Consider the following 15,936-nt stretch of genomic DNA (forward strand, 5'->3'; position numbering starts at 1 on the left):
ACCACGAGCCCGCCCACGGCTGAAAGGGGCCCGCCTTGCTCCTCGGCACCTGGAACCTGGAGAACCTGTACCGGCCCGGCGGTCCTTACGGGCCCGGCGACGAGGCCGCGTACGCGTCGAAACTGGCCGCGCTCGCCGCGGTGATCACGGAACTGGATCCGGGGCTGCTCGGCGTGCAGGAGGTGGGCGACCCCGGCGCGCTGGAGGATCTGGCGGGGATGCTGGACGACGACTGGCACGTCGCGCTGTCCTCGCACACCGACAGCCGGGGCACCCGGGTGGGCTTCCTCAGCCGTACGGAGCTGACGGTGGTCGCCGACACGGCGGCGTTCCCGCCGAGGATGCTGCCGGTGCAGGCGGACGACACGGGTCTGACCGTCTCTCAGGCCGGGCGCGGCTTCCTCGCGGTGGAGGTCACCGGCGAGCGGGGGCCGTTGCGGGTGGCGGTCTGCCATCTGAAGTCGAAGCTGCTGTCGTACCCGGACGGCCGCTTCCAGCCGCGCGACGAGGGCGAACGGGCCCGGTACGGCGCCTACGCGCTGTACCGGCGGGCGGCCGAGGCGGCGGCGCTGCGCGCGCTGGCGGACCGGCTGCTGGAGGGCGACGGGCGGGAGCGGGACGTGGCGGTGCTCGGCGACCTCAACGACGAGGTGCAGGCGGCGACCACACAGCTGCTGCTCGGGCCGCCCGGCTCCGAGATCGGCACGCCGGGGTACGACCGCCCGGACCGGGGCGACGCGTTCCGGCTGTGGGACGTGGCCCCGCTCATCCCGGCGTCCGAACGCTATTCGCGGGTGAACTCCGGCCGCCGGGAGCTGATCGACCATGTGCTGCTCAGCCACCGGCTGGTGCGGCGGGTGACGTCGGCGGGCACGGGCCTGCCGGCCGACGGACCGCCCCGGCTCCCGTCCGTCGGGCCCGACCCCGGGGAACGGCGCGGGGCCGCGGGGTCGGACCACGCGCCGGTGTGGGTACGGGTGGGCTGAGGGGCCGCGCCTGGTCGGGCGGGCCCGCGCGCGACTACCTGTGCCGCGCCCCCACGTGTACGTCCCCGCCCGCCGTCGGCAGGTCCAGGCGCATGCGCGCGCCGTGGCGGGCGAGTTCGTCGCGGAGGGCGGTGAGACGGCGGAGGTGGTGGGGGTCGAGGCCGCCGGTGTCGTCGAGGTGGACGGCGCAGGCGGTGGTGGTGTCGACGAGCCGTTCGAGGGCCGCGGCGATCTCGTCGGCGCCGTCCGCGTGCCGGGCGAGGGGCGGGAGTTCCGCGGCGGCGAGGGCGATGGCGGCGCGGGCCTCGGCGAGGGTGCGGTAGGCCTCGCGGCGCAGCGCCCAGCGGGCCTCGCGGTCCGCCGATCCCTCGAGCACATGCGCGAGGTACTCCCGGGCGGCGCCGCTCGCCTCGGCGAGCCGGGCCCGGATGGCGTCGCCGCGCCGGCCGGGCGTGGGCAGGTGTCCGACGACCAGCACGATGGCGCAGGCCAGCAAGGTCTCGCCGATCCGGGCGAGGGACGCCTGAGGTTCGCCCCCGGCCATCACCAGGGCCAGCACGAGCACGGTGACGACGGCGGTCTGGGCGGCGAAGTGCCGGGTGGCGAGCGGGATCAGCGCCCCGCAGACGGTGACGAGGAGGACGAGTCCCTCCGGCCGGGGCAGCACGGCGGCGAGCCCGGCGAACAGCAGGGCGCCCAGGACGGTCCCGGCGGCGCGGGACAGCACGCGGGAGGCCAGCGGCCCGAGGTCGGGCTTGACGAGGAAGACGGCGGTGGCGGGAAGCCAGTACCAGTGTTCGTGCCGGCCGTTCCAGTGGGCCTGGTGGAGGACCTGGGCGACGGCGGCGCTCGCGCCGAAGCAGAGGGCGACGCGCATCCCGTACTCGCGGCCGCGTGCGCCGAGGACGGTCCGCAGGGCGGCGGTCCGGGTGCGCCTGCGGCCGTGCAGCCGCCTGCCGTCGGCCCGGTCGAACGCCTCGGCGGCGTGCAGCAGGGCGTCGTCCAGGGCGCGCAGGCCGGGCGCGGAACGGGTGGGGGCGGGGAGCGGGCCCGCGGGGGCGCCGTCGCGCACGGCGGCGGCGAGGCGGCGGGGCGCCTCACAGGCGCGGGGCGGCACCGGCTCCCCCGCCCAGGCCAGCGCGGTCGCGGCCTCGGCGAGCGGGAGGGCCGCGGCGTACTGGACGTGCAGCCGGCGTTCGGCCGCGGAAGAGGGGCGGCGGCGCAGCCGGGGTCCGGCGAGCGCGTCCTGCGCCTGGTCGAGGGCGGCGGTGAGCGCGGCCCGCCGTGCGGTGGCGCCGTCCGAGCCGGCGGCGTCGAGCAGCGCGGCGACGGCGTCGTAGACCCCGGCGACGGCGGCCCGTTCCCCGTCGAAGCGCAGCTCGAACCGGCGGTCCCCGGCGAGGGAGTGGGAGGTGGGCAGCGCGAGCCGCAGCAGGAGCAGCCAGGCGGCGCCCGCCACGAACGCCACCGCCCGCAGCCAGGCCGGCTCGGGCAGGGGCATGCCGGCCCCGACGGCGGCGCCGACCAGCAGCTGCGTCCCGGCGGCGGACCCCACAGGCCCCAGCGCGCTGATCCCTCCGGCGGCCAGACCCAGCGCGGTCAGCAGCAGGGTGAGCGGCAGGGCCGGCGCGTGGTCCCCGGCGACGGTGCCCGTCAGCAGCCCGGCCGCGCCCGCGAGGGCGGGCGTGCCGATCCGGGCCACGGAGGCGCGCCGGCTGCCGGGCCGGTCGTTGATCCCGGCGAACATGGCGCCGATCGCGGCGACCACCCCGAGGGTGGGCCGCCCGGCGGCCACGGCCGCGAGCAGCAGGGGCCCGCCGCCCAGGGCGCCGCGCAGCACCGCGCTCCAGGAGACCGGTCCGCGCTGGGACCGCAGGGCATGCGCGAGCCACGGAGGTACGGCGGGGGCGGTGCGGGTCACAGGGCTCCTGTCGTCCGGTCGGTGGGCCTGCTCCTTCGGGCAACGCTGACCGGGGCGGAACTCATGCCCCCACGGTAGGCGTACTTCGCGGACGGCACGGAACGGGCGTGTTTCGGCGGCGTGACGGCCGGGCGGACACGGCGCCTTCCGCCTCCGGCGCACCGCTCCCGGCCCCGGGAAAAGCCCCGCAGTATCAGCCGCCTCCTCCCCTTTCGCCCACCGAATTGGGCCGTTGGTGGGAAAGACCGTTCTCCGCGCGCCCGGAATGGGCGGCGGACCTACGCTGCCCACATGGGGAGGCACAGTCCGCGCCATTTCTGTACGAGGAGAGCTGATGGCTGACCGCATTACAGCTCCGCGCCGACGCGGCTATCGCGAAGGCATCGGCGGCGAGATGATCGCCGAATTCCTGGGGACTTTCGTCCTCATTCTGTTGGGTGTCGGATCCGTCGCCGTCGCCGTCGTCGGCCTGCCCGGTTCCGGGCGGCAGTTCGTGGAGTTCGGGCCGGCGAACTGGCTCATCATCGCCTGGGGCTGGGGCCTCGCCGTCGTGTTCGGCGTGTACGTGGCCGGCGGCATCAGCGGCGCCCACCTCAACCCGGCGGTGACCCTGGCCTTCACGGTGCGCAGGGACTTCCCCCTGAAGAAGGTGCCCGCCTACTGGCTGGCCCAGCTCTGTGGCGCCTTCGTCGCCGCCGCGCTCGTCTACGCCTGCTACCACTGGGCGATCGACGCGTCGAACGCGAAGGCGGGGCTGCCCCGCGACGAATCACTGGGCACGTATTCCATCTTCGCCACCTTCCCCGCGGAATACTTCGGGGATTCCTGGTGGGGGCCGCTGCTCGACCAGATCGTGGGCACCGGAATTCTGCTGCTCCTGATCTGCGCGCTCATCGACCTCAAGAATGTCGCGCCGCTGTCGAATCTCCACCCGTTCCTCATCGGTCTGGTGGTCGTCGCCATCGGTCTGACCTTCGGGACGAACGCCGGATACGCGATCAATCCCGCGCGCGATTTCGGCCCCCGGCTGTTCACGTACTTCGAGGGCTGGGGCGACATCGCCCTCCCGGGCACGTTCGGCTGGTTCAGCAGCTACTGGTGGATTCCCATCGTCGGTCCGCTGATCGGCGGTGTCGCCGGCGTACTGGTCTACGACTTGCTGATCAAGCCGCTGATCACCGCCAGGGCGCGGGCGATGGAGGCCCAGGAGGAAGGCCCGGCCACCGAGGAGCCGTAGACGCCCCGGGACCCGTCGTCACTCAGAAAGGTTTCAGCGATGCCCGAATTCGTCGGCGCGGTGGATCAGGGGACCACCAGCACCCGATTCATGATCTTCGATCATGCCGGTAACGAGGTGGCGAAGCACCAGCTGGAGCACCAGCAGATCCTGCCCCGTTCCGGCTGGGTCGAGCACGACCCGGTGGAGATCTGGGAGCGCACCAACACGGTGATCCAGAACGCCCTCCGTGACGGCGGTCTGACGGCCTCCGACCTGCGGGCCATCGGCATCACCAACCAGCGTGAGACGACCGTCGTGTGGGATCCGCGCACCGGCCGTCCGTACTACAACGCGATCGTCTGGCAGGACACGCGCACGGACAGCATCGCCGCCGCCCTCGAACGCGAGGGCCACGGCGACGTGATCCGCCACAAGGCGGGGCTGCCACCGGCCACGTACTTCTCCGGCGGCAAGATCAAGTGGCTGCTGGACAACGTGGACGGGCTGCGCGAAGCCGCCGAGTCGGGCAACGCCCTGTTCGGCAACACCGACGCCTGGGTGCTGTGGAACCTCACCGGCGGGCCCAACGGCGGCATCCACGCCACGGACGTGACCAACGCCAGCCGCACCATGCTGATGAACCTGGAGACCCTCGACTGGGACGACGAGCTGCTCGGCATCTTCGGCATCCCGCGCTCGATGCTCCCGGCCATCCACGCCTCCTCGGACCCCGAGGCGTTCGGCCAGGCCCGCACGTCCCGGCCGCTGGGCGCCGCCGTGCCGATCACCGGCGTCCTCGGCGACCAGCACGCGGCCACCGTGGGCCAGGTCTGCTTCTCCCCCGGCGAGGCGAAGAACACCTACGGCACCGGCAACTTCCTGGTGCTGAACACCGGCACCGAGCTGGTGCGCTCGCAGCACGGTCTGCTGACGACGGTGGCGTACCAGTTCGCCGGCAGCCCCGCGGTGTACGCGCTGGAGGGCTCCATCGCCGTGACCGGCGCGGCGGTGCAGTGGCTGCGCGACCAGCTGAAGATCATCGGCAGCGCCCCGGACAGCGAGCAGCTGGCACGGTCGGTGGAGGACAACGGCGGCATGTACTTCGTGCCGGCCTTCTCGGGCCTGTTCGCCCCCTACTGGCGTTCCGACGCCCGGGGCGCCATCGTCGGCCTGTCCCGGTACAACACGGGCGGCCACATCGCGCGGGCCGCGCTGGAGGCGATCTGCTACCAGAGCCGTGACGTGGTCGAGGCGATGGAGCAGGACTCCGGGGTGCACCTGGACGTGCTCAAGGTGGACGGCGGTGTCACCGCGAACGACCTGTGCATGCAGATCCAGGCCGACGTGCTCGGGGTGCCGGTCAGCCGGCCCGTGGTCGCGGAGACCACCGCGCTGGGCGCCGCGTACGCCGCGGGCCTCGCCACGGGCTTCTGGAGCGACCAGGACGAGCTGCGCTCGCACTGGCAGGAGTCCAAGCGGTGGGAGCCGGGCTGGGACGAGGACCGGCGCCGCCAGGGATACGAGGACTGGAAGCGGGCCGTCGAGCGCACCCTGGACTGGGTGAAGGTCGACTGAGCCCGGCAACGGCCGGTCAGCGGTCGGCGATGTCCTCGCGCAGACCGTCGGAGAACTCCCACCAGGACAGCGGGAGCCAGTCACCGTTGACGAACGCGTCGACGGTCGCGCCGCGGCCGCGGACGGTCACGGTCGTGCCCGGGGGGTATGTGGTGCCGGACAGCCCGGGCACGGCCACGAGCAGTGTTCCCAGCCTCTGAGCTGCCATTCTTCCGCCCTTCCCCTCTCGTCGGTGTCGCATCGGGCGGCGATCCGATCGCCGGGTGCGGCGCCCTCGGGAGCGGGGTGGGCGTCGCACGATATTCGTCGGATATTACCGGCTTGCTCCGGCCACAAGACCGGAGAATCATGAGATACGGGTCACGCGGGCCATCGGGAGGGGCGTCGCTGCGCACCACGCAGAACACCAACCGAACGGAGATCGCACCATGAAGGCCGTCGTGTACAAGGGACCGTTCGAGGTCGCCGTCGAGGACGTCGACAACCCGTCGATCCAGCATCCGAACGACGTGATCGTACGGGTCACCTCGACCGCGATCTGCGGTTCCGACCTGCACATGTACGAGGGCCGTACGGCCGCCGAGCCGGGTATCACCTTCGGCCACGAGAACATGGGCGTCGTCGCCGAGGTCGGCCCGGGCGTCACCTCGGTCAAGGAGGGCGACCGCGTGGTCATGCCCTTCAACGTCGCCTGCGGCTTCTGCACCAACTGCGTCGAGGGCTTCACCGGGTACTGTCTCACCGTCAACCCCGGTTTCCCGGGCGGCGCCTACGGCTATGTGGCCATGGGCCCCTGGAAGGGCGGACAGGCGGAGTACCTGCGCGTCCCCTACGCCGACTTCAACTGCCTGAAGCTGCCGCCGGGCACCGAGCACGAGAAGGACTTCGTGCTCCTCGCGGACATCTTCCCCACCGGCTACCACGGCTGCGAACTCGCCCAGGTGCGCCCGGGCGACAGCGTCACGGTGTACGGCGCCGGACCGGTCGGCCTGATGGCCGCCTACTCGGCGCTGCTGCGCGGCGCGCGGAAGGTGTTCGTGGTCGACCGCGTCGCCGAGCGGCTCCAGAAGGCCGAGGAGATCGGCGCCGTCCCCGTCAACTTCGCGGAGGGCGACCCGGTCGAGCAGATCCAGGAGCAGACCGAGGGCATGGGCACCGACAAGGGCATCGACGCCGTCGGCTACCAGGCCTCGGCGGGCGGCGGCACGGACCGCGAGGAGCCGGCGACCGTGCTGAACGCGCTGATCCGCACGGTCCGGGCCACCGGCATGCTCGGCATCCCCGGGCTGTACGTGCCGTCCGACCCGGGCGGCCCGGACGAGGCGGCCAAGCAGGGCATGCTGATGGTCGCGGTCGGCAAGCTCTTCGAGAAGGGCCTGAAGCTCGGCACCGGCCAGTGCAACGTCAAGCGCTACAACCGGCAGCTCCGCGACATGATCATCGAGGGCCGGGCGAAGCCCAGCTTCGTGGTCTCGCACGAGCTGCCGCTGGACCAGGCGCCGTCGGCGTACGACAAGTTCGACAAGCGGATCGAGGGCTACACCAAGGTGGTGCTGCACCCCTGAGTCCCCGTTCCCGTTCCCGTCCCCGCCGCCGGCCCCGGCAGGGTCCGCTCGTCAGTGCGGGCGGCGGGCGTACCGGTCCGTCGCCGCGATCAGGGCGTCGTCCCCGACGGCGCCCGCGTCGTGCCCGGCGTCGTCGACGATCACCAGCTCGCTGCCGGGCCAGGCGTGGTGCAGCCGCCAGACGATGCCGAGCAGATTGCCGAGGTCGAGGCTGCCCTGGACGAGCGTGCCGGGGATGTCCTTGAGGAGGTGGGCGTCGCGCAGCACGACGCCCTCCTCTCCCCCGTCGCCGGGGAAGTCGCCGAAGAAGTGGTCGTTGCCCCAGTAGTGGGTGACGGTGCGGGCGAAGCCCAGGCGGTACGCCGGGTCGCGGAACCGTTCGACGGAGCCGGGCGGGGCGGGGATGATCGCCGTCTCCCAGTCCGTCCACGCCTGCGCGGCCCGCGCCCTGACCTCGGGGTCGGGCGACTCCAGCAGCCGGTTGTATGCGGCGGCCAGGTTGCCGTCGCGCTCGTCCTCGGGCAGCTCGGCGAGGAACCGCTCGTACGCCTCCGGGAAGATCCGGCCGAGGCCCCGCGTCAGCAGGTCGACCTCGGCGGGCGAGCCGGTGGCCACGCCGGTGAGCACCAGCTCGGACACCACGCCGGGATGGGTCTGCGCGTACCGCAGGCCCAGCGCCGAACCGAAGGACACGCCCCACACCAGCCAGCGCCCGATGCCCAGATGTGCGCGGAGCCGCTCCAGGTCCGCCATGAGGTGCGGCGCCGTGTTGACGCTCATGTCGGTGGCGGGGTCGGCGGCCGATGGCAGCGAGCGTCCCGCGCCGCGCTGGTGGAACAGGACGATGCGGTAGGCGTCGGGGTCGAAGTAGCGCCGCAGTCCGGCGCCGGCGCCGGAGCCGGGTCCGCCGTGCAGCACCACCGCGGGCTTGCCGTCCGGGTTGCCGCTGGTCTCCCAGTAGAGGCGGTTGCCGTCCCCGACGTCGAGCATGCCGTGGTCGTACGGTTCGATCTCCGGATACCTGCCCATCCGGGCACCGTAGCGCCGCCGGGCGGTCATGCTCATCCCCTTTTCGCGGGGCCCGGTTCTTCGTGCGGGTTCAGCCCGGCCGCCCCGGCCGCCGTGCGCAGGACGTCCCGGAGCATCTCGGGGGTGAGCTTGCCGGTGAAGGTGTTGCGCTGGCTGACGTGGAAGCAGCCGAAGACGCCGAGCGGCGGGCCGTCGGCGGCGGCCAGCTCGACCTGGGCGCCGTGCCCGAAGACGGGCCGGGGGCGGGGCACGGTCCAGCCCGCCTCGGCGAACGCGGGCAGCGCCGCCTGCCAGCCGAACGCCCCGAGGACGACCGCCGCCCGGACCGTCGGCCGCAGCAGCCGCAGCTCCTGCACCAGCCAGGGCCGGCAGGCGTCCCGTTCGCCCGGGGTGGGCTTGTTGGCGGGCGGGGCGCAGTGCACCGGCGCGGTGACGCGGACCCCGTACAGCTCCAGCCCGTCGTCGGCGTGCTCGGAGGTCGGCCGGGAGGCCAGGCCCACGTCGTACAGCGCCTGGTACAGCACGTCGCCGGAGCGGTCCCCGGTGAACATCCGGCCGGTGCGGTTGCCGCCGTGCGCGGCGGGCGCCAGCCCGATGATCAGCAGCCGCGCGTCGGGCGGCCCGAACCCGGGCACCGGCCTCCCCCAGTACGTCCAGTCCGCGAACGCGGCCCGCTTGGTACGGGCGACCTCCTCACGCCAGGCGACCAGGCGCGGACAGGCACGGCAGCCGGCGATACGCCGGTCGAGCCGGGTGAGGCCTTCGGGGTCCATGGCTCCACGGTAGGCGTCCGGTCGGGGGCCGGGCGGGCTAAGGTCGGGAGCATGGTTGCGGAGGGTGCGCAGAACGACAGGACCGCCATGGCGGACGAGGGTGCCGACGGCGCGGCGGCCACGCCGAAGGCGGCGGTGGCGGGGGCCACGCCCGAGCCGGTGGACGCGAAGACCGCCGCGGCGGTGGCCGCCGCTGAGGCTGCGGGTCCGCAGAACGGCGAGACCGTGCGGGTCGACAGCTGGATCTGGTCGGTGCGGCTGGTCAAGACGCGGTCCATGGGGGCCGCCGCATGCCGGGGCGGGCACGTCCGCGTGAACGGCGAGCGGGTGAAGCCGTCGCACTCCGTGCGGGTCGGCGACGAGGTACGCGTGCGGGTCGAGACGCGGGAGCGGGTCGTCGTCGTGAAGCGGCTGATCCGCAAGCGGGTGGGGGCGCCGGTCGCCGTCCAGTGCTACATCGACAACTCCCCGCCGCCCCCGCCTCGCGAGGCCGTCGCCCCGGCCGGCATCCGCGACCGCGGTGCGGGCCGCCCGACGAAGCGGGACCGCCGCGAGCTGGAACGGCTCCGGGCCCTGGGCGGCCCCGGGCCGTCCGGCGGCTTCGCGACCCCGCCCGCCCTCGGAGGCCCGGGCGCCACACCGGGCAGCCGCGGGGGCGCGGGCAACACGGGCGGCACGGGCGGCCGCGGGACGGGCGGCGGCGGACGCCGAGGCCGGAACAAGGGCGCGGGAGGCACGCCCCGGCCTTGAGGCACGGGTTCCTGAGCAGCGGCTCGGAATTCCGGCGTCCGCCGAGCATCGGCACGGTGTATCCAAGCCGAGGTGACCGGCCCCGTGGCCCCCGATCCGACCCGCCCGGGGTCAAGGCACCGGCACCGCCCTCACCCACATCCCGTCCTCCGTCAGGTACCGGTCCACTCTCAGACCCTCCTCCTCGAGTGCCGTCTCGAACTGCTCCGGGGTCAGCGGGCGGGATCGGAACGTCTGGGTCCAGGTGGCGTCCGGGAACACGTACTCCGCGTGGACCGAGTCGGCGCCGTCGCCGGCCGGCTCCACGGAGACGATCCGCACCGTGAAGCCCGCCGGGTCCACGCGCTCGCGCGGCACGTTCGTGTGGTAGTCCGCGCCCTCCCGCTGGATCAGCACGCAGCCGCCCTCCGCCAGGTGCCGCGCGCAGGTGCGCAGCATGCCCCTGCGCACCTCCGGGTCGCCGGCGTGCACCAGGAACGAGGCCAGCAGCACCACGTCGAAGGTCTCACCGAGGTCGAGCCGCTCGACCGGGCCGCATATCGTCCGTGCCCCGCGCACCCGCTCCAGCATCTCGGCGGACTCGTCCACCGCCGTCACCTCGAAGCCGCGCTCCAGCAGCGCGTGGGTCATCCGCCCCACCCCGCAGCCCAGCTCCAGGATCCGCGCCCCCGCCGGCACCGCTCCCGCGATCACGTCCGGCTCGTCCCCCACGGGAAGCCGCGCGTACAGCTCCACCGCGCAGCCGTCCGGGGTGATCGCCCCGGGTCCCGTCCCCGCATACCCTGCCCGCATCATCTGCTCCATGCCCGTCGAACGGGCCGCGCCCGCACGTCCGTTCCCGTCCCCGCCGATGCCACCCGAACGAGTGACAGGGGGTGCGGTCGGAAGGATCGGGCACCCGGAGTACGAGGAGCTCGGGACCGACAGGGTGAGGATCGCGATGCGTACGGGCAGTGAACCGAGGACCGCGCGAAGTCCCCTGCGCATGCGGTTCTGGCTGAGCGTGTGGGGCGTGATCTGGACGGTGGCCGGGACCGTGGGCTTCGCGCTCGCCGGGCATCCCGGCTGGGCGCTGGCCTGCGGGGTGCTGTTCCTGCTCGTCGTGACGGACCTGGTGTTCGTGGTGCGGCACATCCGCCAGGGCCCGCACTACCAGCCGGGCCGCGACGTCCCTCCGTACGAGCCGCCGGCGGACCGGCGCTAGGCCGCGGCCGTGCGCGGCCCGGCGGCTCTCGCCCGCTCACCCGCCCGACCGTCTCACCCGTCTCACCCGTCGAAGCGTGCGGCCTTCAGGTACTCCGGGTTCGGGTCCAGTGCGGCCGCCAGGCGGAAGTGCCGCTTGGCGGGATGGGGCCTGCCCTGCCGCTGGTAGGTGCGGGCGAGCGCGTAGTGGGCGAAGGCGTTGTCCGGTTCCCGCTCCAGGACGAGGGAGAACTCCAGCTCGGCCGGGCGCAGCTGGGCGGCCGCGAAGAAGGCGCGCGCCCGGAGCAGCCGCGCGGCCGTGTTCTCGGGATGGACGTCGATCACGCCGTCCAGCAGCTTCACCGCGCCTCGCGGGTCGCGGGAGGCGAGCAGGTGCTCGGCGGCGCGGAAGTCGATGACATGCGTCTCCGGCGTACGTCCGGACGGACCACTGGTCTGGGGCACGGCGGAATCCTTCCCTCGCTCGAATGGATCAACGCCTCGCCCGGCGCCCCCTATTCCGGCCGGGGTTCCCGTGCGCGGCGCACCAGGTCGGCCCACACCTCCTTGACGCGCCGTTCGAGCGCGTCGAGGGGCACGTCGTTGTCGATGACGATGTCGGCGATCGCGCGGCGCTGTTCGCGGGTGGCCTGGGCGGCCATGCGGGCGCGTGCGTCCGCCTCGCTCATGCCGCGCAGCCGCACCAGCCGGTCGAGCTGGGTCCCGGTGCTCGCGTCGACGACGATCACGACGTCGTAGAGGGGGGCGAGGCCGTTCTCGGTGAGGAGCGGGACGTCGTGGACGACGACGGCTTCCTCGGGCGCGGCCTCCTCCAGCTCGCGCGACCGGGCGCCGACCAGGGGGTGCACGATCGAGTTGAGCGTGGCCAGCTTCTCCGGGTCGCCGAAGACGAGGGCGCCGAGTCGGGGCCGGTCCAGGCTGCCGTCCTCGGCGAGGATCTCCTCGCCGAACGCCCGCACGACGGCGGCGAGCCCGGGCGTGCCGGGTTCGACGACCTCGCGTGCGATGCGGTCGGCGTCGATCAGCACGGCCCCGCACTCCACGAGCAGCCGCGACACCTCGCTCTTGCCGGCTCCGATACCGCCGGTCAGGCCCACTGTCAGCATGGACAGCAGCCTAGGGCTCCGCTGTGACCGGCGGTCCGGCGGGCGTCAGTTGTCGCCCTCGCGCTCGGCCAGGAACCTTTCGAACTCGCGGCCGATCTCGTCCGCCGACGGGATGTCCACGGGCTCGGCGAGCATGTTGCCCCGGGTCGCGGCGCCCGCCGCGGCGTCGTACTGGTGCTCCAGGCCCTGGACGAGGGCGGTGAGTTCGTCGTCGCCCTCGCGGATCTGGCGGTCGATCTCGGTCTGGGTGCGCTGGGCGTCGGTGCGCAGGGAGTGCGCGACGCCCGGCAGGACCAGTCCGGTGGCGGCCGTGACGGCCTCCAGCGCGGTCAGCGCCGCGTCCGGGTACGGCGAGCGGGCGATGTAGTGCGGCACGTGCGCCGCGACGCCCAGGACGTCGTGGCCGGCCTGCATCAGCCGGTACTCGACCAGGGCCTCGGCGCTGCCGGGCACCTGCGCCTCGTCGAAGGGGCTGCTGCTCGACGGGACGAGGTCGGTGCGGTTGCCGTGCGGGGTGAGGCCGACCGGGCGGGTGTGCGGGACGCCCATGGGGATGCCGTGGAAGTTGACCGCGAGGCGCACCTGGAGGCGCTCCACGATCTGCCGCACGGCGGCGGCGAAGCGCTCCCACTCCACGTCCGGCTCGGGCCCGGAGAGCAGCAGGAAGGGGGCTCCGGTGGCGTCCTGCACGAGCCGCACGGTGATGGCCGGCACCTCGTAGTCCGTCCACCGGTCGCGGGTGAAGGTGAGCAGGGGCCGGCGCGCCCGGTAGTCGACGAGCCGGTCGTGGTCGAACCGGGCGACGACCTGGTGGGGCAGCGAGTCGAGCAGCCGGTCGACGATCTGGTCCCCGGTCTCCCCCGCGTCGATGTATCCGTCGAAGTGGTAGAGCATGACAAGTCCGGCCGACTCCTGGGCCAGCGCCATGTCGACGACGCTCAGACCCTTCGGCTCCCAGGCGTACAAACCCTGCGGATCAAGCACAGTGACCGCTCCTCCTCGTGTTTCATCCACCACAACGTGGCACGGAGCACAGGCATTCCCGGCGCCCCTTCCCGGGTGCGGGGAACGCCCGAGGGGCCGCACCTCGAAAGGTGCGACCCCTCAGGATCAACCACTAGCCCTCAGCGGTGAGCGCTCAGCTCTGGCCGCCCGCCAGCTTCTCGCGAAGCGCGGCGAGCGCCTCGTCCGAAGCCAGGGCGCCGGACTGGTCGCCGCCCTCGGAGGAGTACGAACCGCCGCCGGACGCGGCCGGAGCGGCGGCCTCGCCACCCTCGGCAGCGGCCTGGGCGTCCGCCTCGCGGGACTTGATGACCTGCGCCTGGTGCTGCTCGAAGCGGGCCTGCGCCTCGGCGTACTGGCGCTCCCACTCCTCGCGCTGCTTCTCGTAGCCCTCGAGCCAGTCGTTGGTCTCGGGGTCGAAGCCCTCGGGGTAGATGTAGTTGCCCTGGTCGTCGTAGGACGCGGCCATGCCGTACAGGGTCGGGTCGAACTCGACCGCCGACGGGTCGGCGCCGAAGGCCTCGTTGGCCTGCTTCAGCGAGAGGCTGATGCGACGGCGCTCGAGGTCGATGTCGATGACCTTGACGAAGATCTCGTCGTTGACCTGGACGACCTGCTCCGGGATCTCCACGTGGCGCTCGGCCAGCTCGGAGATGTGGACCAGACCCTCGATGCCCTCGTCCACGCGGACGAACGCACCGAACGGAACCAGCTTCGTGACCTTGCCGGGCACGACCTGGCCGATCTGGTGGGTGCGGGCGAACTGCTGCCACGGGTCTTCCTGGGTCGCCTTCAGCGACAGGGAGACGCGCTCGCGGTCCATGTCGACGTCGAGGACCTCGACCGTGACCTCCTGGCCGACCTCGACGACCTCGGAGGGGTGGTCGATGTGCTTCCAGGAGAGCTCGGAGACGTGGACGAGGCCGTCCACGCCGCCCAGGTCCACGAAGGCGCCGAAGTTGACGATCGAGGAGACGACGCCGGAACGCACCTGACCCTTCTGGAGGGTGGTGAGGAACGTCTGGCGGACCTCGGACTGGGTCTGCTCCAGCCAGGCACGGCGGGACAGGACCACGTTGTTGCGGTTCTTGTCCAGCTCGATGATCTTCGCCTCGAGCTCCTTGCCCACGTAGGGCTGGAGGTCGCGGACGCGGCGCATCTCGACCAGGGAGGCCGGGAGGAAGCCGCGGAGGCCGATGTCGAGGATGAGACCACCCTTGACGACCTCGATGACGGTACCTGTGACGATGCCGTCCTCTTCCTTGATCTTCTCGATGGTGCCCCAGGCACGCTCGTACTGGGCGCGCTTCTTCGAGAGGATCAGGCGGCCTTCCTTGTCCTCCTTCTGGAGGACCAGGGCCTCGATCTCGTCACCGACGGCGACGACCTCGTTGGGGTCGACGTCGTGCTTGATCGAGAGCTCGCGGCTCGGGATGACACCTTCGGTCTTGTAACCGATGTCGAGCAGGACCTCGTCCCGGTCGACCTTCACGATGACGCCGTCGACGATGTCGCCGTCGTTGAAGTACTTGATCGTCTCGTCGATCGCGGCGAGGAAGGCTTCCTCGTTACCGATGTCGTTGACCGCAACCTGCGGGGTGGTGGCGGTGGTCTCGGTGCTGCTCGTCATGTGGGAAAGGGCTCCGGTACGGACATTGAAGTCGTAGGTACTGCTACGCCGGAGCCCGTTTCGCTCTGCAGAAGCCGGACAGCCAAGGAAGCGCCGGAGCAATACGGTGGCGCCTCGACAACCGAGGGGACATACATACAGATGCGAGCGCAGCCTGCTACGTCTGAGGTGCGCAGGCCCGCAGCGCAACTTGTAGCATACGGGGGCGGCCGGGCATGGTCAATGCGCGAAGCCGCCCACCCGGGGCGGATCGCCGCATAACCGGCACAACTGCCGTCTCCCGAGGCCATGCAGGGGCGAAGAAGACCCCTCGGCGACACACCGGGGGACCCGGCTGGACGGAAGAGTACGACGAGGGAGCCGATCATCCAAGAGCCCGAAGTCCCCGAACCGGAGGCGACCCGGCGGGAGGCCGGCGTCACGGAGAGCTCCCGGGCCAACCGGGGCTGGTGGGACCGCAACGCCGACGAGTACCAGAACGAGCACGGCACCTTTCTCGGCGACGACCGCTTCGTGTGGGGTCCTGAGGGCCTGGACGAGGTGGAGGCGGAGCTGCTCGGCCCGCCGGAGGAGCTGAAGGGGCGCGACGTCCTCGAGCTGGGCGCCGGCGCGGCGCAGTGCTCGCGGTGGCTGGCCGCCCAGGGCGCCCGGCCGGTGGCGCTGGACATCTCGCACCGCCAGCTCCAGCACGCGCTGCGCATCGGCGGGGCGTTCCCCCTGGTGTGCGCGGACGCGGGCGCGCTGCCCTTCGCCGACGCCTCCTTCGACCTGGCCTGCTCGGCGTACGGGGCGCTGCCCTTCGTCGCCGATCCGCGGCTGGTGCTGCGCGAGGTGCGCCGGGTGCTCCGCCCGGGCGGCCGGCTGGTGTTCTCGGTGACGCACCCGATCCGCTGGGCGTTCCCGGACGAGCCGGGCCCGGAGGGGCTGAGCGTGTCCGGGTCGTACTTCGACCGCACGCCGTACGTGGAGCAGGACGACACGGGTCACGCCGTGTACGTCGAGCACCACAGGACGCTCGGGGACCGGGTGCGTGACGTGGTCGCCTCCGGTTTCCGGCTGGTGGACCTGGTGGAACCGGAGTGGCCGGAGTGGAACACGGCCGAGTGGGGCGGCTGGTCCCCGCTCCGGGGCGGTCTGATCCCCGGCACGGCGATCTTCGTGTGCGTGCGGGACTGAG

At 72.8% G+C, this 15,936-nt stretch carries 16 protein-coding genes; 7 read left to right on the forward strand and 9 right to left on the reverse strand.

The annotated features are described in order from the left end of the window. Window positions 1–35 precede the first annotated feature (35 nt). The gene (locus ACFOSY_RS29265) at window positions 36–986 is read left to right on the forward strand and encodes an endonuclease/exonuclease/phosphatase family protein (protein ID WP_394312577.1); all 951 of its coding nucleotides are present in this window, start codon (window positions 36–38) and stop codon (window positions 984–986) included. Window positions 987–1,020: 34 nt separating this feature from the next. Here the strand turns inward: ACFOSY_RS29265 and ACFOSY_RS29270 are convergent, their stop codons facing one another. After that, window positions 1,021–2,907: an FUSC family protein gene (locus ACFOSY_RS29270; protein WP_394312580.1), complete on the reverse strand. Its 1,887-nt coding sequence runs from the start codon at window positions 2,905–2,907 to the stop codon at window positions 1,021–1,023. Window positions 2,908–3,301: 394 nt separating this feature from the next. On the opposite strand from ACFOSY_RS29270, the gene ACFOSY_RS29275 reads away from it, so the two are divergent. Then, window positions 3,302–4,144: an MIP/aquaporin family protein gene (locus ACFOSY_RS29275; RefSeq protein WP_394312687.1), complete on the forward strand. Its 843-nt coding sequence runs from the start codon at window positions 3,302–3,304 to the stop codon at window positions 4,142–4,144. A gap of 39 nt (window positions 4,145–4,183) precedes the next feature. Then, window positions 4,184–5,701, forward strand: a complete 1,518-nt coding sequence (glpK, locus tag ACFOSY_RS29280; protein WP_394312582.1) for a glycerol kinase GlpK — start codon at window positions 4,184–4,186, stop codon at window positions 5,699–5,701. Between the two features lie 16 nt (window positions 5,702–5,717). On the opposite strand, the gene ACFOSY_RS29285 is transcribed toward glpK, so the two are convergent. Beyond that, window positions 5,718–5,909, reverse strand: a complete 192-nt coding sequence (locus ACFOSY_RS29285; protein WP_031018510.1) for a hypothetical protein — start codon at window positions 5,907–5,909, stop codon at window positions 5,718–5,720. A 220-nt stretch (window positions 5,910–6,129) separates the two neighbouring features. Here ACFOSY_RS29285 and ACFOSY_RS29290 point away from each other — a divergent pair, with 220 nt between their 5' ends. Further along, on the forward strand, window positions 6,130–7,266 hold the full coding sequence (locus ACFOSY_RS29290) for a glutathione-independent formaldehyde dehydrogenase (protein WP_394312585.1): 1,137 nt from the start codon (window positions 6,130–6,132) through the stop codon (window positions 7,264–7,266). 51 nt (window positions 7,267–7,317) lie between these two features. Here ACFOSY_RS29290 and pip read toward each other — a convergent pair whose 3' ends face one another. Both pip and ACFOSY_RS29300 read right to left on the reverse strand, forming a co-directional pair. Next, window positions 7,318–8,295 carry a prolyl aminopeptidase gene (gene pip, locus ACFOSY_RS29295; protein WP_394312587.1) on the reverse strand — a complete coding sequence of 326 codons (978 nt, stop codon included), beginning with the start codon at window positions 8,293–8,295 and terminating at the stop codon, window positions 7,318–7,320. A 32-nt stretch (window positions 8,296–8,327) separates the two neighbouring features. Beyond that, entirely contained in the window at window positions 8,328–9,068 is a 741-nt protein-coding gene (locus ACFOSY_RS29300; protein WP_394312589.1) for a uracil-DNA glycosylase, read from the reverse strand. Window positions 9,069–9,119: 51 nt separating this feature from the next. Here ACFOSY_RS29300 and ACFOSY_RS29305 point away from each other — a divergent pair, with 51 nt between their 5' ends. After that, on the forward strand, window positions 9,120–9,818 hold the full coding sequence (locus ACFOSY_RS29305; RefSeq protein ID WP_394312591.1) for an RNA-binding S4 domain-containing protein: 699 nt from the start codon (window positions 9,120–9,122) through the stop codon (window positions 9,816–9,818). 111 nt (window positions 9,819–9,929) lie between these two features. On the opposite strand, the gene ACFOSY_RS29310 is transcribed toward ACFOSY_RS29305, so the two are convergent. Next, window positions 9,930–10,610 carry a class I SAM-dependent methyltransferase gene (locus ACFOSY_RS29310; protein WP_394312594.1) on the reverse strand — a complete coding sequence of 227 codons (681 nt, stop codon included), beginning with the start codon at window positions 10,608–10,610 and terminating at the stop codon, window positions 9,930–9,932. 148 nt (window positions 10,611–10,758) lie between these two features. Between ACFOSY_RS29310 and ACFOSY_RS29315 the strand changes: the two genes are divergently transcribed. Next, window positions 10,759–11,022 carry a DUF6343 family protein gene (locus tag ACFOSY_RS29315; RefSeq protein ID WP_394312597.1) on the forward strand — a complete coding sequence of 88 codons (264 nt, stop codon included), beginning with the start codon at window positions 10,759–10,761 and terminating at the stop codon, window positions 11,020–11,022. A gap of 62 nt (window positions 11,023–11,084) precedes the next feature. Here the strand turns inward: ACFOSY_RS29315 and ACFOSY_RS29320 are convergent, their stop codons facing one another. The 4 genes from ACFOSY_RS29320 to rpsA all read right to left on the reverse strand — a co-directional run bounded on the left by ACFOSY_RS29320 (window position 11,085) and on the right by rpsA (window position 14,759). Beyond that, entirely contained in the window at window positions 11,085–11,465 is a 381-nt protein-coding gene (locus tag ACFOSY_RS29320; RefSeq protein ID WP_006135534.1) for a tetratricopeptide repeat protein, read from the reverse strand. Between the two features lie 50 nt (window positions 11,466–11,515). After that, complete coding sequence (gene coaE, locus ACFOSY_RS29325; protein ID WP_394312602.1) at window positions 11,516–12,127, reverse strand: dephospho-CoA kinase; 612 nt, start codon at window positions 12,125–12,127, stop codon at window positions 11,516–11,518. Window positions 12,128–12,172: 45 nt separating this feature from the next. Further along, window positions 12,173–13,111, reverse strand: coding sequence for a PAC2 family protein (locus tag ACFOSY_RS29330; RefSeq protein ID WP_394312604.1), 939 nt, complete (start codon window positions 13,109–13,111; stop codon window positions 12,173–12,175). 154 nt (window positions 13,112–13,265) lie between these two features. Next, window positions 13,266–14,759 carry a 30S ribosomal protein S1 gene (gene rpsA / locus ACFOSY_RS29335; protein ID WP_019525323.1) on the reverse strand — a complete coding sequence of 498 codons (1,494 nt, stop codon included), beginning with the start codon at window positions 14,757–14,759 and terminating at the stop codon, window positions 13,266–13,268. A gap of 288 nt (window positions 14,760–15,047) precedes the next feature. On the opposite strand from rpsA, the gene ACFOSY_RS29340 reads away from it, so the two are divergent. Beyond that, window positions 15,048–15,935, forward strand: a complete 888-nt coding sequence (locus ACFOSY_RS29340; RefSeq protein WP_394312608.1) for a class I SAM-dependent methyltransferase — start codon at window positions 15,048–15,050, stop codon at window positions 15,933–15,935. The last annotated feature ends 1 nt before the right edge of the window (window position 15,936 follow it).

Origin of the sequence: Streptomyces lusitanus (assembly GCF_042647945.1) — a bacterium.
In the GTDB taxonomy this organism is placed as follows: domain Bacteria; phylum Actinomycetota; class Actinomycetes; order Streptomycetales; family Streptomycetaceae; genus Streptomyces; species Streptomyces pseudogriseolus.